The 25,978-nt window shown below is 66.7% G+C and carries 22 protein-coding genes; 11 read left to right on the top strand and 11 right to left on the bottom strand.

Annotated features, from left to right (window positions below):
* Positions 1 to 1,068: 1,068 nt before the first annotated feature.
* A complete protein-coding gene (gene bamA / locus ACQR03_RS14690) occupies positions 1,069 to 3,570 on the bottom strand; it encodes an outer membrane protein assembly factor BamA (RefSeq protein ID WP_315716775.1) in 2,502 nt (833 codons plus the stop codon).
* On the opposite strand from bamA, the gene ACQR03_RS14685 reads away from it, so the two are divergent.
* The 4 genes from ACQR03_RS14685 (at position 3,521) to ACQR03_RS14670 (ending at position 9,035) form a co-directional block, all read left to right on the top strand.
* Entirely contained in the window at positions 3,521 to 3,709 is a 189-nt protein-coding gene (locus ACQR03_RS14685) for a hypothetical protein (protein ID WP_315716967.1), read from the top strand. The two genes, bamA and ACQR03_RS14685, sit on opposite strands and share 50 nt — an antisense overlap.
* A 670-nt stretch (positions 3,710 to 4,379) precedes the next feature.
* Entirely contained in the window at positions 4,380 to 5,594 is a 1,215-nt protein-coding gene (locus ACQR03_RS14680) for an aminotransferase class I/II-fold pyridoxal phosphate-dependent enzyme (protein ID WP_316166418.1), read from the top strand.
* A gap of 11 nt (positions 5,595 to 5,605) precedes the next feature.
* The gene (locus ACQR03_RS14675; protein ID WP_315750528.1) at positions 5,606 to 8,077 is read left to right on the top strand and encodes a DNA translocase FtsK; all 2,472 of its coding nucleotides are present in this window, start codon (positions 5,606 to 5,608) and stop codon (positions 8,075 to 8,077) included.
* Positions 8,078 to 8,273: 196 nt separating this feature from the next.
* On the top strand, positions 8,274 to 9,035 hold the full coding sequence (locus ACQR03_RS14670; protein WP_315716778.1) for an outer membrane lipoprotein carrier protein LolA: 762 nt from the start codon (positions 8,274 to 8,276) through the stop codon (positions 9,033 to 9,035).
* A 19-nt stretch (positions 9,036 to 9,054) separates the two neighbouring features.
* On the opposite strand, the gene ACQR03_RS14665 is transcribed toward ACQR03_RS14670, so the two are convergent.
* A complete protein-coding gene (locus tag ACQR03_RS14665) occupies positions 9,055 to 10,125 on the bottom strand; it encodes a DUF2336 domain-containing protein (protein ID WP_315825700.1) in 1,071 nt (356 codons plus the stop codon).
* Between the two features lie 233 nt (positions 10,126 to 10,358).
* Between ACQR03_RS14665 and ACQR03_RS14660 the strand changes: the two genes are divergently transcribed.
* The 3 genes from ACQR03_RS14660 (at position 10,359) to ACQR03_RS14650 (ending at position 14,804) form a co-directional block, all read left to right on the top strand.
* Complete coding sequence (locus tag ACQR03_RS14660; RefSeq protein ID WP_315750526.1) at positions 10,359 to 11,897, top strand: YifB family Mg chelatase-like AAA ATPase; 1,539 nt, start codon at positions 10,359 to 10,361, stop codon at positions 11,895 to 11,897.
* A gap of 103 nt (positions 11,898 to 12,000) precedes the next feature.
* Complete coding sequence (locus tag ACQR03_RS14655) at positions 12,001 to 12,432, top strand: hypothetical protein (RefSeq protein ID WP_315825699.1); 432 nt, start codon at positions 12,001 to 12,003, stop codon at positions 12,430 to 12,432.
* Positions 12,433 to 12,569: 137 nt separating this feature from the next.
* Positions 12,570 to 14,804: an ATP-binding protein gene (locus tag ACQR03_RS14650; protein ID WP_434841494.1), complete on the top strand. Its 2,235-nt coding sequence runs from the start codon at positions 12,570 to 12,572 to the stop codon at positions 14,802 to 14,804.
* Positions 14,805 to 14,852: 48 nt separating this feature from the next.
* Here the strand turns inward: ACQR03_RS14650 and coaA are convergent, their stop codons facing one another.
* The 7 genes from coaA to hisB form a co-directional block, all read right to left on the bottom strand.
* Positions 14,853 to 15,809, bottom strand: coding sequence for a type I pantothenate kinase (coaA, locus tag ACQR03_RS14645; protein ID WP_315716783.1), 957 nt, complete (start codon positions 15,807 to 15,809; stop codon positions 14,853 to 14,855).
* 33 nt (positions 15,810 to 15,842) lie between these two features.
* Positions 15,843 to 16,166: a phosphoribosyl-ATP diphosphatase gene (locus ACQR03_RS14640; RefSeq protein WP_315716784.1), complete on the bottom strand. Its 324-nt coding sequence runs from the start codon at positions 16,164 to 16,166 to the stop codon at positions 15,843 to 15,845.
* Between the two features lie 77 nt (positions 16,167 to 16,243).
* A complete protein-coding gene (gene hisF, locus ACQR03_RS14635; RefSeq protein WP_315716785.1) occupies positions 16,244 to 17,020 on the bottom strand; it encodes an imidazole glycerol phosphate synthase subunit HisF in 777 nt (258 codons plus the stop codon).
* An 11-nt stretch (positions 17,021 to 17,031) separates the two neighbouring features.
* Positions 17,032 to 17,766, bottom strand: coding sequence for a 1-(5-phosphoribosyl)-5-[(5-phosphoribosylamino)methylideneamino]imidazole-4-carboxamide isomerase (hisA, locus tag ACQR03_RS14630; RefSeq protein WP_315716786.1), 735 nt, complete (start codon positions 17,764 to 17,766; stop codon positions 17,032 to 17,034).
* 59 nt (positions 17,767 to 17,825) lie between these two features.
* Entirely contained in the window at positions 17,826 to 18,476 is a 651-nt protein-coding gene (gene hisH, locus ACQR03_RS14625) for an imidazole glycerol phosphate synthase subunit HisH (RefSeq protein WP_315750522.1), read from the bottom strand.
* Positions 18,473 to 18,997 (bottom strand): DUF2628 domain-containing protein, encoded by a 525-nt coding sequence (locus ACQR03_RS14620; RefSeq protein ID WP_316166413.1) that lies wholly within the window; start codon positions 18,995 to 18,997, stop codon positions 18,473 to 18,475. Before ACQR03_RS14620 ends, hisH begins: the two co-directional genes overlap by 4 nt.
* Positions 18,998 to 19,024: 27 nt before the next feature.
* Complete coding sequence (gene hisB / locus ACQR03_RS14615) at positions 19,025 to 19,618, bottom strand: imidazoleglycerol-phosphate dehydratase HisB (RefSeq protein ID WP_172132601.1); 594 nt, start codon at positions 19,616 to 19,618, stop codon at positions 19,025 to 19,027.
* Positions 19,619 to 19,813: 195 nt separating this feature from the next.
* On the opposite strand from hisB, the gene hslV reads away from it, so the two are divergent.
* From hslV to ACQR03_RS14595, 4 genes are all read left to right on the top strand, one after another.
* Positions 19,814 to 20,374 carry an ATP-dependent protease subunit HslV gene (hslV, locus tag ACQR03_RS14610; protein ID WP_315716790.1) on the top strand — a complete coding sequence of 187 codons (561 nt, stop codon included), beginning with the start codon at positions 19,814 to 19,816 and terminating at the stop codon, positions 20,372 to 20,374.
* Positions 20,375 to 20,377: 3 nt separating this feature from the next.
* A complete protein-coding gene (locus tag ACQR03_RS14605) occupies positions 20,378 to 20,971 on the top strand; it encodes a DUF2585 domain-containing protein (RefSeq protein ID WP_316201878.1) in 594 nt (197 codons plus the stop codon).
* Between the two features lie 51 nt (positions 20,972 to 21,022).
* Positions 21,023 to 22,327 (top strand): ATP-dependent protease ATPase subunit HslU, encoded by a 1,305-nt coding sequence (gene hslU / locus ACQR03_RS14600; RefSeq protein ID WP_315716792.1) that lies wholly within the window; start codon positions 21,023 to 21,025, stop codon positions 22,325 to 22,327.
* 234 nt (positions 22,328 to 22,561) lie between these two features.
* Complete coding sequence (locus tag ACQR03_RS14595) at positions 22,562 to 23,683, top strand: hypothetical protein (protein ID WP_316166410.1); 1,122 nt, start codon at positions 22,562 to 22,564, stop codon at positions 23,681 to 23,683.
* 3 nt (positions 23,684 to 23,686) lie between these two features.
* Here ACQR03_RS14595 and ACQR03_RS14590 read toward each other — a convergent pair whose 3' ends face one another.
* Both ACQR03_RS14590 and mltA read right to left on the bottom strand, forming a co-directional pair.
* The gene (locus ACQR03_RS14590; protein WP_315716794.1) at positions 23,687 to 24,262 is read right to left on the bottom strand and encodes a Smr/MutS family protein; all 576 of its coding nucleotides are present in this window, start codon (positions 24,260 to 24,262) and stop codon (positions 23,687 to 23,689) included.
* Between the two features lie 12 nt (positions 24,263 to 24,274).
* Positions 24,275 to 25,855: a murein transglycosylase A gene (gene mltA, locus ACQR03_RS14585; protein WP_434841493.1), complete on the bottom strand. Its 1,581-nt coding sequence runs from the start codon at positions 25,853 to 25,855 to the stop codon at positions 24,275 to 24,277.
* Positions 25,856 to 25,978 lie beyond the last annotated feature (123 nt).

Here is a 25,978-nt window from a genome sequence, read left to right as displayed (position 1 = left end):
CCATACCGCGTGATTGTTGTAGGAGGCAGGCGGCGAGTCCCGTGCAAAACAACTGAACCCTGTGGTTATGGGTCCCTGCGTTCGCAGGGACGACGGCGGAGGTTGGCGTTGGCAGCGTTGCCTTCGAGACAGAGTTGAATACGTGTGTGTTCACCCCGCGACGCATCCGCGCCCGAGCTGTGCTGAATTTGGTCGCCCCTCAAACAGAGGGCGCAGGGAAGGCCGGGCGCTGGCCGCGCCCGTGGCCCGCCTGCGAAAGAAAATGCAGGCGGCAGGTACCACAGGTCTGGCCGAGAACGCCCGGCCTTCCCCGCGCAACGGTTTTAACGGCTGCTTCGCGTTCTCCCTGGTGCGCCGGGCTGTCTGGCCACCATCCCCACGCGAAGCAAAGCCTCGACGTGAGTTGACATCAGCATCGGGATGTCAGGACCGCGCGACTTGACCGTGCGTGCATCACCGTTCGTCCGCGCAGACTGATCCACGCTGCGGCGACACACGCCCATCGCATCCCACTGCCAACGGTTCGTGACGGTCGCGAAGCGCCCCTCATGCGGCAGCAGGGACGTGCGGAAATGTGCAGGTGATTTGCCCGACGGTGCAAGCCTTATTGCTGCGGCAAACTAACACGACGGGCAATTTGCGCATGGGAGGGATGCTGGCAGCCCCACCGTCATTGCGAGCGAAGCGAAGCAATCCAGAGTCCCGCCGGAGCTCTGGATTGCTTCGTCGCTTCGCTCCTCGCAATGACGGTGGCGAGCATCACGCTATCGACCGCCGGCATGATCCCCAGCCGCCTCATCATTCTGGTCGAGCTATTACCACGACAGCAGTCTGCTCCCTCCCTCTTGCGGGGAGGGGTTGAGGGTCCGCGGGCGTTGAATTCGGTGGCGTGCGTGACCCCGAACAACAAAGTGCGATGAACACGATCGGCGGATTATTGGCTGGGGGGCTCGGACTCCGATTGAGAGCGGACTCGTGTACCCGCCCCGCTCCCCACAGGGGGAGGGGAGCGCACCGCCCGCGTGGTGAGCGTCTCGCACCTCTGGGAGAGCGCAGTCGCTATGCGCCTCAGAACGACGTGCCGCCGCCGAACCTGAACTCCTGGACGGTGTCGTATTTGCCCTTGGACAGCGGCACCGCGTAGTCGAAGCGGAGCGGGCCGAACGGTGAGGCCCAGATCAGGCCGACTCCGACGGAGGAGCGCACCACCTTGCTGTCATCGTACAGCAGGCCGCATTTGCAGGTCGCGGTGTTGACCTCGCCGGTCGCCGCCCAGGAGGTCGGGCCCTGATAGCCCCACAGCGAACCGGCATCGGCATAGACGGCGCCCTTCAAGCCCACTTCCTTCGGCAGGAACCAGAACGGCATCTGCAGCTCGGCCGAGGCGCCCCAATATTTGGTGCCGCCGAGCGCATCGCCGGTGGCACCGAGGCTGCGATAGGTGATGTCGCGCGCCCCGATTCCGTTCGAGGCGAAGCCGCGCACCAGGCTCGGTCCCATCTGGAAGTGGTCGAGCATCCGCAGATCCTTGTCGCCGATCTTGTTCAGCATGCCGCCCTGCAGATGGATGATGCCGACGATGTCGGCCACCAGCGGCGAGTAATATTTCGCATCGACCGCCGACTTGAGGTAGCTGACATTGCCGCCGACGCCGGCGAAATCCTGCTTCCAGTCGATCAGCAGGCCATCGGTCGGGTTCTTGTTGTTGTCGAGCGTGTTGTAGCTGAGCGTGTAGCCGAGCGCAGAGGTCAGCGCGGCGCCGTCGCTCAGCTCCTTGCGGACCGGCAGGCTCGACTCGCCATCGCCGTAGCAGCCCCAGCCATAGTAGCCCGAGCTGGTCGAATTGGTCGGATCGACGCCGCCGAGCACGCTCTTGATGTAGGCCGGGGTCGGGTTGAAGGCGAGCAGGCTGTTGGCGGCGTTGTTGTTGCAGTTCTTGTAGTAGGACGGCAGCGATATCTCCTGGCGATACAGCGAGTAGCGCAACTGGAGCGAGAGGTCTTCGCGCAACTGGAAGCCGAGCCGCGGACTGAAGCCGATCGTCGTCACACCATAGCTCGTATAGCTGTTCGCCAGCTGCTGCTTGTAGTAGACATCCAGGCCGAGCGCGATCCGGTTGTCGAGCAGATAGGGCTCGACGAAGGACAGCGAGACGCCCCTGCTGTATTGGCCGTAGCTCACGGACGCCTTGGCGTACAGACCGCGGCCGAGGAAGTTGCGCTCCGAAACCGAGACCTCACCCAGCGCGCCATCGGTGGTCGAATAGCCGCCGGAAACGGAGAGGTCGCCGGTCGACTTCTCCTCCAGATTGACCACGAGGATGACGCGGTCGCTCGACGAGCCCGGCTCGGCCGCGATCTTCACGTCCTTGAAGAAGTCGAGATTCTTCAGCCGGCGCTCGGCGCGGTCGACCAGCGCGCGGTTGTAGGCGTCGCCCTCGGACAGATCGAACTCGCGCCGGATCACGTACTCGCGGGTGCGGGTGTTGCCGCGGATGGTGATGCGCTCGATATAGGTGCGCGGGCCCTCGTCGACCTGGAATACGATCGCGACCGTATGCGCTTCCAGATTGCGGTCGCCGCGCGGACGCACGACGGCGAAGGCAAAGCCGCGACGCGAGGCCTCGATCTGCATCTCCTCGACCGACTTCTCGAGCTGCTCGACGTTGTAGAGCGCGCCGACATTGACGCGCGAATAGCCGCGCAGCGTGTTGGCGTCGAGCGCCGCGACGCTCGACTGGAACTGCACCGAGCTGACGCGGTATTGCTGGCCCTCCTCGATCTGGAACGTGACCAGGAAGCCCTTCTGGTCCGGGTCATATTCGCTGAGCGCCGCGACGACCTGAACGTCGGCATAGCCGTTCTTCAGATAGAAGCGGCGGATCAGGTCGCGATCGGCCTCGACGCGGTCGGGGTCGTAGACGTCGTTGTTGCCGAGGAAGCTGAGCCAGTTCGTTGCGTGCGTCTTGATGACGTCGCGCAGCCGCGCGGCGGAATAGGCGTTGTTGCCGACGAAGCTGATCGACTTCACGCCGGTCTTGACGCCCTCTTCGATGGTGAAGACGAGGTCGACGCGGTTGTTGGGCTGCTCGATGATCTCGGGCGTGACGCGGACGTCGTAGCGGCCGGAGCGGCGGTAGATCTCGGCGATGCGCTGCGCGTCCGACTGCACCATCGGACGGGACAGCGTGCCGCGCGGCTTCGATTGCACTTCCGCCGAGAGCTGCTCGTCCTTGACCTTCTTGTTGCCCTCGAAGGCGACGCGGCCGATCACGGGATTCTCGACCACGCGCACGATCAGCCGGCCGCCCTGCCGGTCGATCTTCACGTCGGCGAACAGGCCGGTCTGGACCAGGGCCTTGAGGCCGTCGTCGACCTGGCCGGCATCGAGCGTGCCGGCGGGACCCGGCTTGAAATAGGAGCGGATGGTGTCGGATTCGACGCGCCTGTTACCCTCGACGGTGATCGCGCTGGCGACGGCGGGTGCCGCCGCGGCCATGCGGGGCAGCGAGGAAACGGGCATGGCCAGCAGCATCAGGGCAAGCACGCCCGGCAGTCTCAGACGCATCATCGACGCTCTTTCGAAAGTCAGAGTCCTCGGCGCGCAGACGTTCGTCGGCACGCCACCGGAATCGCTGATGCCCGTCAAAGATGGTCGCGATGCGCCGATCTCGTTTCGTGAAATGTCTGATGATGCTGGATGTGACTGAGTGTTTCCGGTCAGACAAGATTCTCGGGCCAACCGAGCGGCAGAGGGCATGAGCAGCTAATAAGTGCGTCGCCCGCGCTGCGACCGGAAAGCCACGGCTGAGACGGACATCTCCGTTAAGCAATCGGCCCGGCCGCGCCGCATTCGGTGGCTTCCGAAATCAAATTCTACAAATCTTCGGAAATTGGCAATACGAGGGAAAAACGAGGGTGCTAATTGATCGTCATCCGAACTAAGCCCCCAAGTAGTTCGGCCAAGGCCCGGTGCGCGTAGATTCCCATTTATATTCCGGCGCACCGGGCCGCCCGTTTTCCCTCGCGCGCGAGCCGATGGCCCGTAGGATGGGCGGAGGCGGTCGTGCCGCGGCTCCATCCGAGGTCGCGGCAGCGCCATGCCCACGGTCTGAGCGCGAATGCGCTGCGCGGCGGTGTGCCGGCCGCCGCCTTCGGCGGCCGCCTTGCCCTCCCACGGTTCCCGCCGCCCCACCCGAATCACCACAATGTCCGCCGCTGTTGCGAAATTGCCTCTGGATCGGGGCGGGAAAACCGATCAAAACGGGCGGCAGCGCCGATGGTTAATCGCGTCTTAACCTCGCCCCACCTATGGTGACCAGACAGGCACCGGTTCATGGGCGATCGGCGGCTTCCACTGGTTTGGCGCGCGTTTTACGTATGGCAATGACCGCTTCATCCCCCGCGCCCGCTGGCGCCAGCCATTCGGAGAGCGAACGCTCGCCGTTTGCGCGGCTGAACGAGCTGCTCGCCCCTTACAAGCCGGGCAAGCCGATGATCACACTCGCCGTTGGCGAGCCGCAGCATCCGGTGCCGGACTTCGTCGGGCCTGTATTGGCCCAGCACATCGCCGAGTTCGGCCGCTACCCGGCCGCCAAGGGCATCGAGCCGTTCCGCAAGGCGGCCGCCGGCTGGCTGTCGCGCCGATTCGCGCTGCCGCGCGCTGTTGATCCCGAGCACGAGATTCTGGTCCTGAACGGCAGCCGCGAGGGCCTGTTCTTCGCCGCCCATGCCGCGCTCCGCCATGTCGGCCCGCGCCGCGGACGGCCGGCGATCCTGATGCCGAACCCGTTCTATCCGGTGTATGGCGTCGGCGCCCGCACCGCCGGCTGCGACTCCATCTATCTGCCGACCACGCGCGACAACGGCTTCCTGCCCGATCTCGATGCGATCGACGAGGCGACCCTGGCGCGCACGATCGCGTTCTACCTCGCGACGCCGGCCAACCCGCAAGGCTCGGTGGCATCAGCGGACTACATGCGCAAGCTGGTCCAGCTCGCCAACGCTTACGGCTTCCTGATCTTCAGCGACGAATGCTATTCGGAGATCTACACGAAGGCGGCACCCGGCAGCATGCTCGAGCATGCCGGACCCGACTATACCAACGTGGTCGCGTTCCAGTCGCTGTCGAAGCGCTCCAACGTGCCGGGCATGCGGATCGGCTTCGCCGCCGGCGACCGCCGATTCCTCGCGGGCTTTCACGAGCTGCGCAACGTCGCGGCGCCGCAGGTGCCGGTGCCGCTGCAGCACGTGGCCGTCGCCGCCTATGCCGACGAGGCGCATGTCGAGGAGAACCGGCGGCTGTACCGCGCCAAGTTCGATCTCGCCGACCAGATCATCGGCAACCGCTATGGCTACAAGCGTCCCGATGGCGGCTTCTGCGTCTGGCTCGACGTGGCTGATCGCGGCGGCGACGAGGACGTGACGTTGCGGCTGTATCGCGACGCCGGCGTGCGCGTGGTGCCCGGCAGCTACCTGGCGCGGCCGCAAGCCGACGGGTTCAATCCGGGCCTGGGCTACATCAGGCTGGCGCTGGTGGCGGATGCCGGATCCACCGGTGAGGCGTTGCACCGGCTGGTCGAGGTCCTGGGATAATCGCGGGGCTGATGCAGATGCCGGCGATCGAACGAGTCATCCCTCTGGTCAACCACCTGCCGACGTCGCTGCGCGACGCGCTGGTGCGGCGGCTGCGCGAGCTCGCGGGCCTCTGCCTGATCGCGCTGTGCGGCGTGGCCGCGGCGGCGCTGATGACGTGGTCGGTGCAGGACCCCAGCCTGAGCCACGCCACCTCGCGCGCCATCCGCAACATCGTCGGCTATCCCGGCGCGATCAGCGCCGATCTGCTGATGCAGATCCTTGGTCTCGGCTCGATCATGGCGATCCTGCCGCTTTCGATCCGCGGCTGGCGGATGATGACGCACCGGCCGTTCGACCGCGAGGCGCTGCGCTTCGGCGCCTGGATTCTCGGCGCCGTCATCGCCGCCGGCTTTGCCAGCTGCTGGCCGCGCTCGCACGCCTGGCCGCTGCCGACCGGTCTCGGCGGCGTCGTCGGCGACGCCCTGGTGCGCGCACCGGCCGTGGTATTCGGTCCGCCCGGTGTGATCTATCGGCTGGTGCTCGGCGCCCTTCTTCTGGTTGCGATGATCGGCTGCCTGCTGGTGGCCGGCGGCATGGGCGCGAAGGAAGCCGATCCGAGCCTGCTCGCGGATGAGGACGACGACACGCCGCTGGCCGACCCCGAGGACGACGACGACCGCAAGGCGATCCGGCTCGGCTGGGTGTTCCACGCCATCATGAGCGCCAAGGCCCAGGTCGTCTGGTTCCTGAGCACGGCCTATCGTGCGCTGGTCTCCTCCGGCCCGCAGCCGCGCGCCGCCGCCGCAGGCCGGCAGGAGCCCAGCCTGGGTCGCGGCAAGCCGACGCTCGCGCCCGAGATGGACGAGGACGGCGGCGACGAGGACGAGGCCGACGAAGGCGAGGACGAAGAAGAGGAGGAGGAGCCCGCTCCCCGCGCCCGCAAGAAGCCCGCGGCCAAGACGCCGGCCCGCAAGGCCAACGACAAATACGACCTGCCCTCGGTCTCGATGCTGGCGGCGCCGAAATCCTCCGACCGCCAGCCGCTGTCGAAGAGCGAGCTGGAGGCCAATTCGCGCGCGCTGGAAGGCGTGCTGCAGGACTTCGGGGTGCGCGGCGAGATCGTCAAGGCGCATCCCGGCCCGGTCGTCACGCTGTACGAGCTGGAGCCGGCGCCGGGCATCAAGTCGTCCCGCGTCATCGGTCTCGCCGACGACATCGCCCGCTCGATGAGCGCGCTGTCGGCGCGCGTCGCGGTCGTGCCCGGCCGCAATGCCATCGGCATCGAGCTGCCCAACGCGCATCGCGAGAAGGTGTACCTGCGCGAGTTGCTCGTCGCCAAGGAGGCGACCGAGAGCGTCGCCAAGCTGCCGCTGTGCCTCGGCAAGAACATCGGCGGCGAGTCCATCATCATCGACCTCGCCCGCACCCCGCACATGCTGATCGCCGGCACCACCGGCTCGGGCAAGTCGGTCGCCATCAACACCATGATCCTGAGCCTGGTCTATCGCCTCAGGCCCGACCAGTGCCGGCTGATCATGGTCGACCCGAAGATGCTCGAACTGTCGGTCTATGACGGCATCCCGCATCTCCTCACGCCGGTCGTGACCGATCCGAAGAAGGCCGTCGTCGCGCTGAAATGGGCCGTGCGCGAGATGGAGGAGCGCTACAAGAAGATGGCCAAGCTCGGCGTGCGCAACATCGACGGCTACAACGCGCGCCTGGGCGAAGCGCGCGCCAAGGGCGAGGAGCTGACGCGCACCGTCCATACCGGCTTCGACAAGGAGACCGGCAAGGCGATCTACGAGGAAGAGAAGCTCGACCTCGATCCCCTGCCCTACATCGTCATCATCGTCGACGAGATGGCCGACCTGATGATGGTCGCCGGCAAGGACATCGAGGGCACGGTGCAGCGCCTCGCGCAGATGGCGCGCGCCGCCGGCCTGCACGTCATCCTGGCGACGCAGCGCCCGTCGGTCGACGTCATCACCGGCACCATCAAGGCGAACTTCCCGACCCGCATCTCCTTCCAGGTGACCTCCAAGATCGACAGCCGCACCATTCTCGGCGAGATGGGCGCCGAGCAACTGCTCGGCCAGGGCGACATGCTCTACATGGCCGGCGGCGGCCGCATCAGCCGCGTGCACGGCCCGTTCTGCTCCGACGAGGAGGTCGAGAAGGTCGTCAAGCATCTCAAGGCACAGGGCTCGCCGGAATATCTCGAGGCGGTCACCGCCGAGGAGCCGAGCGAGGAGGATGGCGCCGTGTTCGATGCCACCGGCATGGGCGGCGGTGGCGGCGGCGACGACCTGTTCTCCCAGGCGGTCGCCGTGGTCAAGCGCGACCGCAAGGCCTCCACCAGCTACATTCAACGCCGGCTGCAGATCGGCTATAACAAGGCCGCTTCGCTGATGGAGCGGATGGAACAGGAAGGCATCGTCGGCCAGGCCAACCACGCCGGCAAGCGCGAGATCCTGGTGCCCGAGGAGGAAGGCGGGTTCTGACGGCCCCGATGGCCGCAGAAACGCCGCTTCGGTGCCCGATCTTCACGCGATTACGATCACGCTGCCCGGCCGAACCGGGATAGAACGCGTAAAACCTCAGGACGTCGTTTTGAAAAGCTCCTTGTTGAACAGCACGTTTTCGTATCACGCAGCTTGGCGCGGGCGCCGGATCGGCGCTTGGCTGGTCGCCTGCGCCGTGACGATATGCTCTGTCGCCGGTGCGTCCGGTCACGCCGCCGCGCAGGGCACGCCGGCTCCGAAATCAGGCCCGAAGAGCGGCTCCCAGCTCAGCGCCTCCGACCAGCAGCGGGCCGGCCAGAGCCCCTCGACCACCCAGACGGCCCCGCCCAACCCGGTCATTCCCGATCCCCGGCGCAACGTGCCGGCCAGCATCTTCACCTCGTTCGACGCCAACCAGAAGGCGCAGGCGGCCAAGGTCAGCGCCTATCTGTCGTCGCTGCAGACCCTGGTCGGGAACTTCGTCCAGGTCGGCCCGGACGGCAGCAAGACCAAGGGCGATTTCTACATCCAGAAGCCCGGCAAGGTCCGCTTCGAATACGAGCCGCCGACGCCGATCGACATCATCGCCGACGGCTCTTCCTTGGTGGTGCGCGACCGCAAGCTCGCGACCCAGGACGTCTATCCGCTGTCGCAGACGCCGCTGCGTTATCTGCTGTCCGACCGCATCGACCTGTTGAAGGACACCAACGTGATCGCGGTCGCCGCCGACGACCTCTACGTCACGATCACGATCGAGGAGAAGCAGGCCCTGATCGGGACCAGCCGGCTGATGCTGATGCTCGGCGCCAAGGACGGCCAGCTCAAGCAGTGGACCGTGACCGATCCGCAGGGCTACGACACCACGATTGCCGTCTACAATCTGGATACGACCAAGAAGCTCGATCCGGCGATGTTCAAGATCGACTTCACGGCCTACCCGTCCACACCGCCGGGCTGAGGCCGCCTCTCGCGCTCGCTCAGCGCGATTCGAGCCCGCGCACCTTCCACTGCGCTTCGGACAGTGCGAGCTTCTCGAAGCGCTTGCGCGCCTCCTCGAGGTCATCGGCCGGAAGCGCGTCGCAGCCGGGCCGATCGCGCAGGATCATCGACGTCGTCGCCCAGCTCAGACGCGCGGCCTTGCAGGCCAGCAGCAGGTCCGTGATGCGATCCTCCTCCAGCAGCGATTCGATCGTCTCGATGGTAACGACGCAGAGCAGCGCCAGCGCTGCGATCACGGCAGGGAAATCGCCGGTGGCGCAGAAGCGGTTGACGGCGGAGTCGCCGAGCTTGCCGGTCCGGCTGAGGGCGGCAACCTCGGCCTTGACCTGCTGATAATCCCATATCGCGCGCATCGCCGCGCCGGGCGAGCGCGTCGGCGTCGCCTGAAGGGTGGCGCGGGTCGCCGGCGGTGCGGCCTTGATGAAGCGGGCGCGGGCGCCCTCGCTGGCCGCGGCGACGAAGGCCCGCGACAGCTTGGCCGGCAGGTCGGTGCGCAGCGCCAGCTTCTCGGCGAGATCCTCGTCGCGCTCGGCGATCTTGAACAGGCTGCGATAGCCGTCCTCGGACAGCCGCGCGGAAAGATTCTGCGCCAGCGCCATGCGCACCGCCGGAAAGCCGCGCGCGATTAGCTGCGTCGTGAGGCTGTCGCCGATGCCCCTGCGGCTGGCGATCGCGACGAGATGCGCCGGGCTGCCGGTGCGGATGAACTCGGCGAGATCGCGCTCGGTCAGCACCGCCGCCTTGGCCAGCATCGGCCCCGCGACGCGCAACTCGGGGTGAACGGCGAGCATCCGCGCCGTCGCGTAAGGCGCGCGCTCGACGCCGGCGAGCGCCATGCTCAGCTCGGCCAGCAGCTCGGTCGCGACCTGCGGCATCAGCCGGGCGAACATCTGATCGTAGAGATCGAGCTGCTCGGTCGACGCCGGCCGCGGACCGGCCAGGAACAGGCTGGTGGTCCGGCGTAGCATGTCGGTGGCGAGCTCGGACACCGTCCGTGCATCACCGGCGGGCGTCTTGGCGGTCGGAGCTGCCGCAGGCGCTGGAGGCATCACACGTCCCTCGTTGGGCGCCTCCCCCGGCTGTGACGGAGGCGCGGGTCGATCATCAATTGAGGAAGAATGCGAAGGCCGGACTAAAGGGGCGTTAAGCGCAGCGGACGGAGCTGCAACCCCACGCGGCTGTCGTTAATGGATTGCGACAGAGCGCGGCAACGACAATGTTCCCGTATTGTTCTTGCGAACGATGCCGGCTTCCGCTAGCCTCCTTGCCCGGGAGGGGCATCATGGTCCAGCGCGTTTCCACCGTTGCCTTCGAGGGGATCGAGGCCCGCGCGGTCGACGTGCAGGTCCAGGTCGCGCCCGGCCTGCCGGCCTTCGCGATCGTTGGCCTGCCGGACAAGGCTGTGTCGGAAGCGCGCGAGCGGGTGCGCTCGGCGCTGATCGCCTCGGGCCTGGCGCTGCCGGCGCGGCGCATCACCGTCAATCTGGCCCCGGCCGACGTGCCCAAGGAAGGCAGCCATTACGATCTGCCGATCGCGCTCGGCCTGATGGCCGCGATCGGCGCCATTCCGCCGGATGCGCTCGGCGGCTTCACCGTGCTCGGCGAGCTCGGGCTCGACGGCTCGATCGCGCCAGTCGCCGGCGTGCTGCCGGCGGCGATCGGCGCCAATGCGCGCGAGGAAGGATTGATCTGCCCGGCCGCCTGCGGCGCCGAGGCGGCGTGGGCGAGCCCGGACCTGCAGATCATCGCGGCGAGCTCGCTGATCCAGATCGCCAACCATTTCAAGGGCACGCAGGTGCTGTCGCGGCCGCAACCGAAGATCCAGGAGGCGCCCGCAAGCCTGCTCGACCTGCGCGACATCAAGGGCCAGGAGAGCGGCAAGCGCGCGCTCGAGATCGCGGCCGCCGGCGGGCATCATCTGCTGATGATCGGCTCGCCCGGCGCCGGCAAGTCGATGCTGGCGGCGCGGCTGCCGTCGATCCTGCCGCCGCTGTCGCCGGCAGAGCTCTTGGAAGTCTCGATGATCGCCTCGGTCGCCGGCGAGATCGAGGGTGGCGCGCTGACGTCGCGCCGGCCGTTCCGCAGCCCGCATCATTCCGCGAGCATGGCGGCGCTGACCGGCGGCGGCCTGCGCGCCCGACCCGGCGAGATCTCGCTGGCGCATCAGGGCGTGCTGTTCCTCGACGAACTGCCGGAGTTCGATCCGCGCGTGCTGGATTCGCTGCGCCAGCCGCTCGAGAACGGCGAGGTCTCGATCTCGCGCGCCAACCACCGCGTCACCTACCCTGCCCGCTTCATGCTGGTCGCCGCGATGAATCCGTGCCGTTGCGGCAACGCGTTCGAGCCCGGCTACGCCTGCAAGCGCGGCCGCATCGACCGCTGCACGTCCGACTACCAGACGCGCATCTCCGGCCCGCTGATGGACCGCATCGACCTGCGCATCGAGGTCCCCGCCGTCACCGCCGCCGACCTCATCCTGCCGCCCGCCAAGGAAGGCTCGGCCGAGGTGGCCGCCCGCGTCGCCGCCGCGCGCGACCTGCAGCGCGCCCGCTATGCCAAAGCCGGCCTGCCGCACATCCGGACCAACGCCGAGGCCCCCGCCGCCGTGCTCGACGAAATCGCCAGGCTCGACGCGCCCGGCCAGAAGCTGCTGCGCGAAGCCGCCGAGACGATGCGGCTGTCCGCCCGCGGCTATCACCGCGTCCTGCGCGTGGCGCGGACGCTCGCCGATCTCGACCACACTGATGCGATCGGCCGGCTGCATCTGGCCGAGGCGCTGTCGTATCGCGCGCTGGCGGAGGACAGCCGGCATGCGGCGTAAAGGCGCCCCCTCCCCCTCAACACTCCGGTAACGACTTCTCTTTACGCTCCGACAACCATAGGGCCCGCGTTTTGTCCTCAGGCCTGCCGCGTCGGTGCGTATCATGTTGCGTTTCAAGGTCCTCGTCTCGGCTGTGCCGCTGATCGCGGCCGCTGTCATCGCCAGACTCGAATTGGCGCCCTCCCCGCAGCCCTGCATTGCCGTCGGCGCCGACAGCGTCTCGCTCGGCTCGGCGCCGTTTACCGCCGATCTCCATGTCGACGTCACCGATGACCCGGCGCTCGCCACCGTTCGCGTGGCGCTGGCCGACAGTCCGGAGACGGCTGATCTCGTCGTGGTCGACGATGTGCTCGCCAAGGAGGATCGTGGCTGCGGCATGACTGCCGCGACTGCGGTCGTCGCGATCGCCGCCGATCCGCATCCTGGCGCGCTCCGGATCCATCTCGCCAAGGACAGTGCAGCAGATGCTCACGCCGCCGCGCTCATCGTCTCGGCCCGCGGCCACGACTCACCGCCGGCCGATCCGGTTCGGTGAGTCGGGCTAACGCCCGGTTCACCATCTCAGCACGGCTTCATCGCGCGTGCATGACCTTTCAAAGTCTCAGCAATACCGACGCCGCATGGTGCGGGCCGGCCATGACATTGGGATCGAAATCGTCGGGGGTGATCGAGATGGGACCGATTTTTCACGTCAGGCTGCGCCTGCGCCGGTTCATGCGCCGTCACCGCACCATCTTCGCCATCCTGCGCTCGCTGATGATCTTCTCCGCCGGCTTCGGCGGCGCGTACGGCTTCATCAAGGCCAGCATCTCCGACAACTCCGGCTATAACCCGCACACGTTCGCGATCGGCGCCAGCTTCCTGTTCGCGCTCGCCTGCGTCGGCCTGGCCACGCTCAGCATGCGGCTGCGCTTCGTCGCCAGGAAGATGCACAAGATTGCGCTCCACAACGAGGTGCTGGCCGACCGGAACTGGGAGCTGCAGGAAGCCGAGCAGCGCGCCCGCAATCTGTTCGAGCAGCAGGGCGATCTCATCGTCATGCGCGAGCGCGGCGGCAGCATCATCTTCGTCAACGACGCCTTTTGCCGGATGGCGGGCCTCGATCGCGACAACCTGCTCGGCAGCGCGTTCACCTTCGAGCTGATCGAGCAGGGCGACAGCGCGCTGGAGCCGAACGGCACGCGCGTCCACGACCAGCGTATCGAGAGCGCGATCGGGCCGCGCTGGATCGCGTGGCGCGAGGCGCTGGTGCGTTCCGACGCCGGCCAGCCCGCCGTGCTGCAATGTGTCGGCCGCGACGTCACCGACCGCACCGAGACCGAGCGGGCGCTGGCGGAAGCGCGCGATCAGGCCAACGCCGCGAACCGCGCCAAGTCGCGGTTCCTGGCGATGGCCAGCCATGAGATCCGCACGCCGCTGAACGGCATCCTCGGCATGAGCGGGCTCTTGCTCGAGACGCAGCTGACGCCGGAGCAGACGACCTACGCCAAGGCGGTCCGCACCTCGGGTGAGGCCTTGATGTCGCTGATCGACGAGCTGCTCGACTATTCCAAGATCGAGGCCGGCAAGCTGGCGCTCGAGGCGCAGCCGTTCTCGCTGGCGGCGCTGATCGAGGAGATCACCGAGCTGCTGGCGCCACGGGCGCAGGCCAAGCAACTGGAGATCGCGGCCTATCTCGACGAGCGGCTGCCGACCTGGGTGACGGGCGACGCCGCGCGGCTGCGCCAGGTGCTGCTCAACCTCGCCGGCAACGCCATCAAGTTCACCGCGACGGGCGGCGTTGCCCTGATCGCCGAGCCCGGCATCTGGCCGAACGAGATCAGCTTCCAGGTGTGCGACACCGGCATCGGCATCGCAGCCGACGCGCAGGAGCGGATCTTCCGCGAATTCGAACAGGCCGACGACAGCGTGGCGCGCAGCTTCGGCGGCACCGGGCTTGGCCTTGCGATCTCGGACCGGATCGTCAAGCGGATGGGCGGCCGCATCGCGCTGCAGAGCGCGCTCGGCGCCGGCTCGACTTTCGAGGTGTCGGTGCCGCTGCCGCCGGCGCTGGAGCGCGGCGAGCAGAACAGCTTCCGCGGCCCCGATCTCGCAGGACGGTCAATCATGCTGGTCGCGCCGGCCGGGCTGCAGGCCGAGCTGATCGAGCGGCGCTTGCAGAACTGGGGCGCGCAGACCTGCCTGGTCGCCGAGGCCGAGGTGGCGGAGGCCCTGCTGCCCGAACGCGCCTGGCACGCCGTGCTGGTCGACGACAGCATCGGCGGCGATGTATCGCTGCGTGTGGGCGGGGTCGCGCAACGTCATACGACGCGGCTGATCGTGCTGGTGACACCGGCGAGCCGCCACGAGCTGGCGCCAGGGGCGCCATTCAACGGCTATCTCGTCAAGCCGCTGCGGGCCGCCTCGCTCGCCGCGCGCGTGAGCTTCGACACCGACGGCACGGTCATGGCCGACGATCCGATCCCGACCATCGCGCCGCCGATCGCAGCCCAGGCCGGCGCGGGACTGTCCATCCTGGTCGCCGAGGACAACGACATCAACGCACTGCTGATGCGCTCGCTGCTGAGCAAGCTCGGCCACCACGCCGACATCGCCGTGCATGGCGAAGCCGCGCTGGACTCCTGGCTCGCGGCGCGCTCGGCCGGCGCGCCCTATGATCTGATCCTGATGGACGTGCAGATGCCGAAGCTCGACGGCATTGCCGCCGCCAGGCGCATTCGCGCCATCGAGGCCAGCGAGCCCGGCGGGCGCACCCCGATCCTGGCGCTCACGGCCAATGCCCTGGTCGAGGACCGTTACGCCTGCTTCGAGGCGGGCATGGATGGGTTCCTGGTCAAGCCGATCGATCGCGACAAGCTCGACGAGGCGCTGGCGAATCTGGCGGCGGCGCGACAGGTGCCAGCGTAGGTCATTAGTTGGAGCGGATCAGCTCGGCGCCGCGCTCGCGGGCCCCGCTCACAACCGCCTCAGCGCCACCGTCTCGATCTCGTGATCCGCGCCCTTCTTCAGGATCAAGGTCGCACGCGGCCGTGTCGGGAGGATGTTGTCCTCGAGATTGGCCAGGTTGGTGCGCTCCCAGATGGCGATCGCGGTGGCGATGGCCTCCTCGTCCGACAGCAGCGCGTAGCGGTTGAAGTAGGACCGCGGATCATGGAACGCCGTGTCGCGCAGCGACAGGAAGCGCTTGACGTACCATTTGCGCAGGATCGCCTCGTCGGCGTCGATGTAGACCGAGAAGTCGAAGAAGTCGGAGACGACCGGCACGGCCTGGCCGTCGCGCGGCAGCGGTCCGGTCTGCAGCACGTTGACGCCTTCGACGATGAGGATGTCCGGTTGGTCGATCTCGGCCCATTGATTGGGCACGATGTCGTAACTCAGATGGGAATACACCGGTGCGCGCACGGGATGGCGGCCGGCCTTGATGTCGGAGAGAAAACCGAGCAGCCGCGGCAGGTCATAGCTTTCCGGAAAGCCCTTCTTCTGCATCAGGCCCTGCCGCTCCAGCACCGCGTTCGGATACAGGAAGCCATCGGTGGTGATGAGATCGACCTTGGGCCGCGGCGACCAGCGCGTCAGCAACGCCTGCAGCACGCGCGCAGTGGTCGACTTGCCGACCGCCACCGAGCCGGCGACGCCGATGATGTAGGGCATCTTGCGGTCGCGGATGCCGAGAAACTGGCGCTGCGCGTAGTACAGCCGCTGCGCCGCATCGACATACATCGACAGCAATCGCGACAGTGGGAGGTAGATGTCCTCGACCTCCTGAAGGTCGAGACGATCGTGCATCGACCGCAGCTTGGAGAACTCGCCGGGCTCCAAGGTCATCGGCGTGTCGTTGCGCAGCTCGGCCCATTGTTCGCGGGTGAAGACGCGGTACGGATTATATTGTTGTTCGGTGGTGCGCATGTCCATGACGCTGCCCTTCGTTTCCCCCGCCGTCGCGCCCTACTCCGTCTTGCGCGACGCCTTTTCTTCCAGCCCCGATTGGCCGGTCCGCTTGCCGAGCGCCGCCTCGACCTCCTCGAGCCGGACGTCGCGCGACTTCAACAACACCAACAGATGAAACAGCAGGTCGGCGCTTTCGGAGATCAGATGCTCACGGTCGGTGCCAAGTGCGGCGATGACCGTCTCGACCGCCTCCTCGCCCATCTTCTTGGCGCATTGCGGCGGGCCCTTGTCGAGCAGCTTGCGCGTATAGGACGCCTCGCCGCCCGCCGCGGCGCGCGCGTCGATGATGGCAGCCAGGTCGTGAAGCGTGAAGCGGGACATCAGCCGGTACTCGGAACGCCTGCCCGACCACGGCGGCCGGACCAGCGTTCATCTAACATTTTTGCGACGCAATGTCGTCAGGGATCGAGCCGCATCGGCAGCCCCTGGCGCACCATGTGCTCCTTGGCCTGCCGGATGGTAAATTCCCCGAAATGGAAGATTGACGCCGCCAGCACCGCGGTCGCGTGGCCCTCGCGGATGCCGTCCACCAGATGATCGAGGTTACCGACACCGCCGGAGGCGATCACCGGCACCGGGACGCTGTCGGCGACTGCCCGGGTCAGCGGCAGGTCGAAGCCCTGGCGGGTGCCGTCGCGGTCCATCGAGGTCAGCAGGATCTCGCCGGCACCGAGCGCGACCACCTCCTGGGCGTATTCCAGGGCATCGATGCCGGTCGATTTGCGGCCGCCATGGGTGAAGATCTCCCAGCGGCTGCCGCCGCCCGGCCGCGACACGGACTTGGCGTCGATCGCCACCACGATGCACTGCTCGCCGAACTTCTCGGCCGCCTCCTTGACGAATTCGCGCCTGCTCACCGCGGCCGAATTGATCGAAACCTTGTCGGCGCCGGAACGCAGCAGGGTCTTGATGTCGTCGATGGTGCGCACGCCGCCGCCGACCGTGACCGGCATGAAGCAGGCCTCCGCCGTGCGCCGGACGACGTCCAGCATGATGCCGCGGTTCTCATGGGTGGCGGTGATGTCGAGGAAGCACAGCTCGTCGGCGCCGGCCGCGTCATAGGCGATCGCGGCTTCGACCGGATCGCCGGCATCGCGCAGATTGACGAAGTTGACGCCCTTGACGACTCGTCCGTCCTTGACGTCGAGGCAGGGAATGACACGGACCTTGAACATCCTGTTTCCTCCTACGCACGCGCCGCGCGGATCAGCGCCAGTGCTTCCGCGGGATCGAGGCGGCCGTCATAGAGCGCGCGGCCGGCGATGGCGCCTTCTAGCTTTTTCGCCCGCGGTGTCAGCATCGCCTTGACGTCCTCGATCGAGGCCAGGCCGCCGGAGGCAATCACGGGAATCGAGATGGCGTCACCTAGCGCGATCGTGGCATCGAGGTTGAGGCCCTTGAGCAGGCCGTCGCGCGCGATGTCGGTGAAGATGATCGCGGCGACGCCGGCGTCCTCGAAACGCTTGGCAATGTCGAGCGCCGTCACTTCGGATGTCTCGGCCCAACCCTCGACGGCGACCTTGCCGTCGCGCGCATCGAGCCCGACGGCGACGCGGCCGGGGAAGGCCTTGGCTGCGGTCTTCACCAGCTCGGGATCGCGCACCGCCGCGGTGCCGATGATGACACGGGTGATGCCTTTGCTGAGCCAAGCCTCCACCGTCTTGAGATCGCGGATGCCGCCGCCGAGCTGCACCGGCATCTTGACGACTTTCAACATCGCTTCCACGGCGTGCGCATTCATCGGCTTGCCGGCGAAGGCGCCGTCGAGATCCACGACGTGGAGATAGTCGAACCCCTGGTCGGCGAAGCTCTTGGCCTGCGCAGCGGGATCGAGGTTGAACACGGTGGCGCGCGCCATGTCGCCCTGCTCCAGGCGCACGCACTGGCCGTTCTTCAGATCAATGGCAGGAAACAGGATCATCGGAGCTGTCTTTCAGGCAAGCGCCCTGCTCGCCCCTTGGACGAGCAGGCACGCTGCGCTCATGGCTTCCACTTCAGGAAGTTGGAAATGAGGGCGAGACCGAAACGCTGGCTCTTCTCGGGATGGAATTGGGTGCCGATCGCGGTGTCCTTGCCGACGATCGCGGTGACCGGTCCGCCGTAATCGGCGCGTGCCAGAACGTCGCTCTCGTTGACGGCATTCAAGTGATAGGAGTGCACGAAATAGGCGTGCAGGCCCTTCGGTCCGAGCGGCAGCCGCTCCAGCACCGGATGCTCTTGCAGCGCATCGAGCGTGTTCCAGCCCATATGCGGGATCTTCAGGCTCTCGTCGCGAGGCGTGATCTTCTCGACGTCGCCGGAGATCCAGTCGAAGCCGTCGGTGGTGACGTGCTCCTTGCCGCGCGTTGCCATCAATTGCATGCCGACGCAGATGCCGAAGAATGGCCGCGCCTTGTGGCGCACGGCTTCGGTCATCGCCTCCAGCATGCCGTCGACGGAGTCGAGCCCGCGGCGGCAGTCGGCGAAGGCGCCGACGCCGGGCAACACGATGCGATCGGCGCGATAGACCGTATCGGGATCGCGTGTCACGACGACCTTCTGCGGATCCGCCATGCCGCGCGCAGCGCGCTCGAACGCCTTGGCGGCGGAATGCAGATTGCCGGAGCCGTAATCGATGATCGCAACACTCATCGTCCACCTCCGGGTTCGGGAAACAAGCCAATGATGCTGGCATGCGGCAGCGGCGGCGGGTGCTGCCCATTGCCATTGTCGCGTGTCGGCGGCGCCGCGCCGCGATCGACGGTGTGGTTGTCGTAGCCGAGCGTGCTGCGCCGGGCGGCCCAGCGCTCGAAGAAGCGGCGCTCGGCGGCATCGAGATCGTCGGCGACGACGACGTCGATCTGGCGCCAATTGCCGCGCGAGTAGCTCCAGCGCTTCAGGCTCGAGGCTTCGAGCCCGAGCAGGATCGCAAGCAACAGATCGATGCCGGCAATCGCGCCGCCGCTGACGCCGACGCGCACCAGGACGACGTCGAGCGCGATCGTCAGCACGGCCCAGACCAGCATCGCAAGCCAGAGACGATGCCAGGCCAGCCAGACGGCGCCGAGCACGGCGGCCCAGAAATGGAAGCCGTCGCGGATGAAGACAAAGCGATCGGTCGAACGCAGATCGGCCCCGGCGGCCAGGGGAGCGTGAACCGTATAGACGGGCATGTCGAAAATCCCTTGGGAGGAGGGAGGTCAGCCGCCGAGCTGACCCTTGGTGGATGGCACTTCGCCCTGATTGCGAGGATCGATCGCAAGGGCTGCGCGGAGGGCCCGCGCCAGACCCTTGAAGCAGGATTCGGCGATATGATGGGCGTTCTCGCCGTACAGCGTCTCGACATGCAGGGTGATGCCGGCGTTCATGGCAAAGGCGTTGAACCATTCGCGCACCAGCTCGGTGTCGAACTCGCCGATCTTGTCGCGCGCAAAGGTCGTGCGGAATACCAGCATCGGCCGGCCCGATACGTCGATCACGACGCGCGTCAGGGTCTCGTCCATCGGCATGTGGATCGAGGCGTAACGGGTGATGCCGGCCATGTCGCCGAGCGCCTGACGCACGGCCTGGCCGAGGGCGATGCCGACATCCTCGGTGGTGTGGTGGAAATCGATATGGAGGTCGCCGACCGCCTTGACGGTCATGTCGATGCGGGAATGCCGGGCCAGCAGATCCAGCATGTGATCGAAGAAGCCGATCCCGGTCGCGATGTTCACGACGCCGGTGCCGTCGAGGTTCACGGACACCTCGATGTCGGTCTCTTTGGTCTTGCGCTTGATGGTCGCGCTACGCATGGGGTCAGCTTTCCCTTGAAAACGCGGCCCTTTTATCAAACGGATGACGCCTTAGCTACTGCGGGATGAGCCCCATGAGGCCTGATCTCGGGCCATGGTGAGCGGATTTCAAGACCCGGTCGGGCAGGGCAGGGACCCGGTAATTGTATCCCGACGCCTGAGCGCCTAAATCAGGGCATCAACCAGGGATCCCCCATGCACGCATCTTCGAACGAGCCCACTGTCTGGCACGGCACCACGATCCTGACCGTCCGCAAGGGGGGCAGGGTGGTGATCGGCGGCGACGGCCAGGTCTCGATCGGCCAGACCGTGATCAAGTCCAATGCCAAGAAGGTGCGCAAGCTCGGCAAGGGCGACGTCATCGGCGGCTTCGCCGGCGCCACCGCCGACGCGTTCACCCTGTTCGAGCGGCTGGAGAGCAAGCTCGAGCAATATCCGGGTCAGCTGACCCGGGCCGCGGTCGAGCTCGCCAAGGACTGGCGCACCGACCGCTATCTGCGGCGGCTCGAAGCCATGATGATCGTGGCCGACAAGGAGGTCTCGCTGGTGCTGACCGGGACGGGCGACGTCCTGGAACCGGAGGCCGGCGTGATGGCGATCGGCTCCGGCGGCAACTATGCGCTTGCGGCCGCGCGTGCGCTGATCGACACCGACAAGGACGCCGAGAGCATCGTGCGCCGCTCGCTCGACATCGCCGCCGACATCTGCGTCTACACCAACCGCAACATCACCATCGAAGCGCTGTCGGCCGAGTAGACGATGACCGCGGACGAGATCGGCGCCCCGTCCCGGCATTGGTCCGGACCCTGGCTCATCCTGGCGCTCGGTCTGCTGGCGCTGCAGGCCGCACTGTTGTTCGCGATGGGCCGGCTGCCGATCTGCGCCTGCGGCACGGTCAAGCTGTGGCACGGCGTGGTGCAGAGCTCGGAGAACTCCCAGCATCTCGCCGACTGGTACACGTTCTCCCATGTCATTCACGGCTTCCTGTTCTATGCGCTGACCGCGCTGGTTCTGCCGTTTCTGCCGTGGCAGCTGATCATCGCGATGCTGATCGAGGGCGCCTGGGAGCTGGTCGAGAACTCCAGCTTCATCATCGAGCGCTATCGTGCCGCCACGATCTCGCTGGACTATTTCGGCGACAGCATCGTGAACTCGGTCGGCGATACGCTGGCGATGATGACCGGCTTCCTGCTGGCGCGGGTGCTGCCGGTCTGGCTGACCGTCGTGATTGCAGTCGCGTTCGAGATCGGGGTGGGCCTGCACATCCGTGACAACCTGACCCTGAACATCTTGATGCTGATCTATCCAACCGAGGCGATCCGGCAGTGGCAGGCCGGACCGCCGCTCCTGTGACGGCGGAAATCCGGCTTGCCCTCATCCCCGTCCGACCCTAGCTAGAGCCTCATGACCGACTTTTCACCCCGCGAAATCGTCTCCGAACTCGACCGCTACATCGTCGGCCAGGCCGACGCCAAGCGGGCGGTGTCCATTGCCTTGCGCAACCGCTGGCGCCGGCTGCAGCTCGATGCAGGCCTGCGCGAAGAGGTGCTGCCGAAGAACATCCTGATGATCGGGCCGACCGGCGTCGGCAAGACCGAGATCGCGCGGCGGCTGGCCAAGCTTGCGGGCGCACCGTTCCTCAAGGTCGAGGCGACCAAGTTCACCGAGGTCGGCTATGTCGGCCGCGACGTCGAGCAGATCATCCGCGACCTCGTCGAGGTCGCGATCGCCCAGGTCCGGGAGCGCAAGCGCAAGGACGTCGCCGCCCGCGCGCAGCTCGCCGCCGAGGAGCGCGTCCTCGACGCGCTGGTCGGCGCCAATGCGAGTGCTGCGACGCGCGACTCGTTCCGCCGCAAGCTGCGCGCCGGCGAGCTCAACGACAAGGAGATCGAGATCGAGACGCAGTCCTCCGGCGGCGGCTTGCCGATGTTCGAGATCCCCGGCATGCCGGGAGCCCAGATGGGCGCGATCTCGATCGGCGACATCTTCGGCAAGCTCGGCGGCCGCACCAAGACGCGGCGCGTGACGGTCGAGGCCTCGCACGACATCCTGATCGCGGAAGAATCCGACAAGCTGCTCGACAGCGAGCAGCTGGTGCAGGAAGCAATCAGCGTGGTCGAAAACAACGGCATCGTGTTTCTCGACGAGATCGACAAGATCTGCGTGCGCGAGAACCGCGCCGGCGGCGACGTCTCGCGCGAGGGCGTGCAGCGTGACCTGCTGCCGCTGATCGAGGGCACGACGGTCTCGACCAAGCATGGCGCGGTCAAGACCGATCACGTCCTGTTCATTGCTTCCGGCGCGTTCCACATCGCCAAGCCCTCGGACCTCTTGCCGGAGCTGCAGGGACGATTGCCGATCCGGGTCGAGCTGCAGGCGCTGACGCGCGACGACATGCGGCGCATCCTGACCGAGCCGGAGGCATCGCTGATCAAGCAATATGTCGCGCTGATGCAGACCGAGGGCGTGACGCTCGACATCACCGACGATGCGATCGACGCGCTCGCCGACATCGCAGTCGCCGTGAATTCGACGGTCGAAAACATCGGCGCGCGCCGGCTGCAGACGGTGATGGAGCGCGTGCTCGACGAGATCTCCTTCACGGCGTCCGATCGTAACGGCGAAACCATGCGCGTCGACGCTGCGTATGTGCAGCAACACATCGGCGACCTCGCCAAGAACGCGGATCTCAGCCGGTTCATTTTGTAGTCGGCTGCGCCTAGCAAGCGCTGAGCTTCTTCGCTCCGGCGCGGCGTTAAAATCCGCTGCCGTCCCCGCGAACGCGGGGACCCATAACCACCAAAGCTGATTGTGACTCACGATGGCGGCTCCAGCCTTGCCTCACCACGAACGGCGGCGGCTATGGGTCCCGGCTCAAGGCCGGGACGACAGTGGTGGACGGGGCGACGACCTCGTCGCCATCTATCACCGCTCGGACGCCGCATGACCGCCGCCTCCAGCAAACACTGGCGCCTGATGCTCGCCGTCAACGCCGCCGTGATGCTCGGCGTCTTCCTGCACAAGCTCACGCTGCCGCCCTATATTCCGTACATCCATCTGCTGGTCGACTATCACTTCGGCTTCATCAAGCGCGCGCTGATCGGTGCCATGGTCGGCCTGTTCGCCGCGAAGGTGCCGGTCTGGCTGGTGTTCGCGCTGGCCGGTTGCGTCTGGCTCATCACCTTCGCACTGTTCGCGCAGCTCTTCCGCCGCACGTTCGGCTTCGATCGCGCACGGCTGCCGTTGTTCATCTTCACCGCCTGCTCGCCGTTCGTGTTCAAGAACTTCCTGTTCACGCTCGGCCATTTCGACATCTATGGCTGTCTCGGCGCGATCGTCCTGCTGCTGGTGCCGGCGCGCACGCTGGCCTACGTGCTGCTTGCGGCATTGATCTCGGCCCTGCTCGTGCTGATTCATCACATCCATCTGCTGATGTACGTGCCGACCATCACCGCGATCGTCGTGCTGCGCTACTACCTGACACGTCCCCTCACTCGCCTGGATATTGCAGTCGGCGCTAGCGCGCTGCTCGGCCTCGGCGCGCTGTTCCTCGCGGCGCAATTCCTCGGCACCATGCCGCTGCCCGAGGCCGACTTCGCGTCCTACTTGCGCTCGCGCATGGTCGATCCGTCGCGCACCGAGCTCTTGCAGTTCGCCTATGTCTGGTATCAGCCGCTCGCCAAGGAGGTGCAGGAGACCTGGGCGCGGCTGCCGTCGAACCTGCTGGGTCTGCCCATCTATGCGCTGCTGCTGTGGCTGCACGCGCCGCTGTGGCGGAATCTCAAGGATCTCATCGGCGCCTTGGCTGACAAGCGCCATCGCCAGATCGTCATCGCCGCGCTGATCGTCATCAGCTCCGCTTACCTCGTCATGTTCGCCATGGTGTTCGACTATTCGCGCTGGATCTCGAGCTGGGTGGTCTGCATGGTACTGATGCTGCACGCGCTGAAGACGCTTCCTGCGACCAAGCCGATCACTCCGATCGACGCCGACGACCGCATGACGACGATCCTGGGCTGGATCGTCACCGCCGTACCGCGGATCGGGATCATCCGCCCGTTCTGACGCTCAGCCGCGGGCGCGCCTGATCCGGACATAGAGCGCGCCGGCGCCGCCATGGCCGACATGAGCCTCCTCGAAGCCGACGATGAGCGAGCGGAATTCCGGCAGGCTAAGCCAATGCGGCACCTGCCGCCGGAGCACGCCGCGTTCGGGATCCGCCCCGATGGTGCCCTTGCCGGTGATGACCAGCACGAAGGTGAGACCGTCATGCTGGGCGCGATGCAGGAAATGATGCAGCGCCTGATGCGCCCGACTCTGGGTCATGCCGTGCAGATCGAGCCGCGCATCGATCTCGCTGCGGCCGCGCGACAGCTTCGACCGCTCCTTGCGGCCGAGCGAGACCAGCGGCGGGATCGCCGGCCGGGCCGGCTTGGGCACGACCACCGGCGCGACCGGCCGCGGTGTCATCATCGGCTTGTCCGGCTGCGGCTCGGCCGTCACCATCGGCGGATGCGGCCGCACCGGACGGTGCGTCTTGCGCAGCGGCTTGACCTGGCGCGCCACCGTCTCCCACAGGGTGCGCTCGTCCTCGGAGAGGCCACGCTTGCGACGGCCGCGCGGCGGCTCGGGATCTTCAGACATGGAGACGGCTTGTCATCGGCGGTTGCGATGGCGCCTGCCATAACGCAATCGGCGGATATTGCGATCACTTTCGATACGGGGGCGGGCCTCGGGCAGGGGCACGGGCTGCGGCGCCACAACGTTCTGCGCCACCGTGGTCGCCGGGATTGCGCTCGCGGCGGAAGCAGGGGCCTTCGCATCGTTGACCGAGGAGGCGGCGGCTTTGGCGGCCTCCTTCGGCAGCACCTGCGGAAACAGTTTTGCGATCTTCTCCGACGGGCGTGCATCCGGCAGCGGCATCTTGCGGCCACGCGCGACCGGATCGAGGCTCTTCGGCACCAGCATCACGAACTGGATGCTGTGCTTGAGACGGCCGGAGACCTTGCCGGCGTCCTGGCCGGCGCCGAAATAGAGATCGGCGCGCGCAGGTCCGACGATCGCCGAGCCTGTATCCTGCGCAATCATCAGCCGGTGGAACGCGGTCTTCGACTTCTCGGATTCGATCGGCAGCTCGCCGGTGATGAAGAACGGCGTGCCATAGACGTGCAGCGACTTGTCGACCGCGATCGAACGGCCGGGCGTCAGCGGGATGCCCTGCGCGCCGACCGCCTCGTCCTTCTCCGACAGCTGCACCTCGCGGAAGAAGATGTAGGAGCGGTTCATCCGCCGCAGCTCGTTGGCACCTTCCGGATTCTGCTCCATCCAGTCGCGGATACGCTGCATCGACATCTGCTCGCGCGGAATGATGCCGCGCTCGATCAGGATGCGGCCGACCGGTGTGTAGGGAAGGCCATTATAGGCATCGTAGTTGATGCGGATGGTCGAGCCGTCGTCGAGACTGATGCGCGCCGATCCCTGGATCTGGGCAAACAGCAGGTCAGTCTGATTCCTGAGCCACGCGATCTCCAGGCCGCGGCCCTCGATGGCGCCGTCCTCGATCTCCGCGCGGTCGTAATAGGGGACCAGCTTGCGCCGTCCGATCTTCCGATAGACGGGACCCTTGTTGGGCAGACTCGTCGCGTCCTGCTTGAAGCCACGGACGAACAGATTGGAGGGGCGACGATAGACCGGAACGTTGTAGACCTCGTTCTGGGTCCGCGAGCCCTCGATGACGGGTTCGTAGTAGCCGGTGACGAAGCCATCGACATCGCCGAGCTTGGAGATCTTCAGCGGCTCGAAGTGCCGTTCGAAGAAAGCCCTTGCCGCAGCATTGTCGGCGAGATCGGTGGCCCGAGCGTCGCGACAGGGGTCGCGCAGGGAATCACCCAGCGGCTTGCCATCCGCCTTGGCATCCGGCGCTGCATCCGTCTTTGCGGCGATCGGCTTGCAGCTGGCGCGGAACGTCCGATAGGCCGCAAGCTGGTCGTCGTCGTTCCAGCCGGGCACGTCGTTCCAGGCCAATGGCAGGTACTGGCTGTTGCTGATCTCGAGCGGCCAGTCGAGTTGCGGGTAGGGCAGGTGGCGCACCGGGGGCGCCGCCGCCCGGTGGCGCGAGCGCACCGCCTCGGCCGCATAAGGGGCGAGCGCCACGGCGGCGACGCTCAGGGCGAGCGCCGGCGTCCAGTATTTCAGGCGATGAGCGGTGAAACCCCGCTTCCAAATTTCGCGAACCATGCTTGCACCATCAAAGTACCACTCAACGCGAAATTCAGAGAAAACGGGATGCTGAAAAGATCCGGGTCAAAAAGCCGAGGATGGAGCTCGTCGTCCTCCTTGCAGAACTGGGTCGACATCGAG

It is taken from the genome of Bradyrhizobium sp. HKCCYLS3070 (assembly GCF_051167575.1).
In the GTDB taxonomy this organism is placed as follows: domain Bacteria; phylum Pseudomonadota; class Alphaproteobacteria; order Rhizobiales; family Xanthobacteraceae; genus Bradyrhizobium.
Note: the sequence above shows the minus strand (reverse complement) of the source record. Positions and strands in the feature narration are given on the sequence as shown.

What these genes read in the sequence shown, in the direction of transcription:
- ACQR03_RS14685 (WP_315716967.1), top strand. Translation starts at nt 3,521, where the DNA reads ATGGCCAGCAGCATCAGGGCAAGCACGCCCGGCAGTCTCAGACGCATC.
- bamA (WP_315716775.1), bottom strand. Translation starts at nt 3,570, where the DNA reads ATGATGCGTCTGAGACTGCCGGGCGTGCTTGCCCTGATGCTGCTGGCC.
- ACQR03_RS14680 (WP_316166418.1), top strand. Translation starts at nt 4,380, where the DNA reads ATGGCAATGACCGCTTCATCCCCCGCGCCCGCTGGCGCCAGCCATTCG.
- ACQR03_RS14675 (WP_315750528.1), top strand. Translation starts at nt 5,606, where the DNA reads ATGCAGATGCCGGCGATCGAACGAGTCATCCCTCTGGTCAACCACCTG.
- ACQR03_RS14665 (WP_315825700.1), bottom strand. Translation starts at nt 10,125, where the DNA reads ATGCCTCCAGCGCCTGCGGCAGCTCCGACCGCCAAGACGCCCGCCGGT.
- ACQR03_RS14660 (WP_315750526.1), top strand. Translation starts at nt 10,359, where the DNA reads ATGGTCCAGCGCGTTTCCACCGTTGCCTTCGAGGGGATCGAGGCCCGC.
- ACQR03_RS14655 (WP_315825699.1), top strand. Translation starts at nt 12,001, where the DNA reads ATGTTGCGTTTCAAGGTCCTCGTCTCGGCTGTGCCGCTGATCGCGGCC.
- ACQR03_RS14650 (WP_434841494.1), top strand. Translation starts at nt 12,570, where the DNA reads ATGGGACCGATTTTTCACGTCAGGCTGCGCCTGCGCCGGTTCATGCGC.
- coaA (WP_315716783.1), bottom strand. Translation starts at nt 15,809, where the DNA reads ATGGACATGCGCACCACCGAACAACAATATAATCCGTACCGCGTCTTC.
- ACQR03_RS14640 (WP_315716784.1), bottom strand. Translation starts at nt 16,166, where the DNA reads ATGTCCCGCTTCACGCTTCACGACCTGGCTGCCATCATCGACGCGCGC.
- hisF (WP_315716785.1), bottom strand. Translation starts at nt 17,020, where the DNA reads ATGTTCAAGGTCCGTGTCATTCCCTGCCTCGACGTCAAGGACGGACGA.
- hisA (WP_315716786.1), bottom strand. Translation starts at nt 17,766, where the DNA reads ATGATCCTGTTTCCTGCCATTGATCTGAAGAACGGCCAGTGCGTGCGC.
- hisH (WP_315750522.1), bottom strand. Translation starts at nt 18,476, where the DNA reads ATGAGTGTTGCGATCATCGATTACGGCTCCGGCAATCTGCATTCCGCC.
- ACQR03_RS14620 (WP_316166413.1), bottom strand. Translation starts at nt 18,997, where the DNA reads ATGCCCGTCTATACGGTTCACGCTCCCCTGGCCGCCGGGGCCGATCTG.
- hisB (WP_172132601.1), bottom strand. Translation starts at nt 19,618, where the DNA reads ATGCGTAGCGCGACCATCAAGCGCAAGACCAAAGAGACCGACATCGAG.
- hslV (WP_315716790.1), top strand. Translation starts at nt 19,814, where the DNA reads ATGCACGCATCTTCGAACGAGCCCACTGTCTGGCACGGCACCACGATC.
- ACQR03_RS14605 (WP_316201878.1), top strand. Translation starts at nt 20,378, where the DNA reads ATGACCGCGGACGAGATCGGCGCCCCGTCCCGGCATTGGTCCGGACCC.
- hslU (WP_315716792.1), top strand. Translation starts at nt 21,023, where the DNA reads ATGACCGACTTTTCACCCCGCGAAATCGTCTCCGAACTCGACCGCTAC.
- ACQR03_RS14595 (WP_316166410.1), top strand. Translation starts at nt 22,562, where the DNA reads ATGACCGCCGCCTCCAGCAAACACTGGCGCCTGATGCTCGCCGTCAAC.
- ACQR03_RS14590 (WP_315716794.1), bottom strand. Translation starts at nt 24,262, where the DNA reads ATGTCTGAAGATCCCGAGCCGCCGCGCGGCCGTCGCAAGCGTGGCCTC.
- mltA (WP_434841493.1), bottom strand. Translation starts at nt 25,855, where the DNA reads ATGGTTCGCGAAATTTGGAAGCGGGGTTTCACCGCTCATCGCCTGAAA.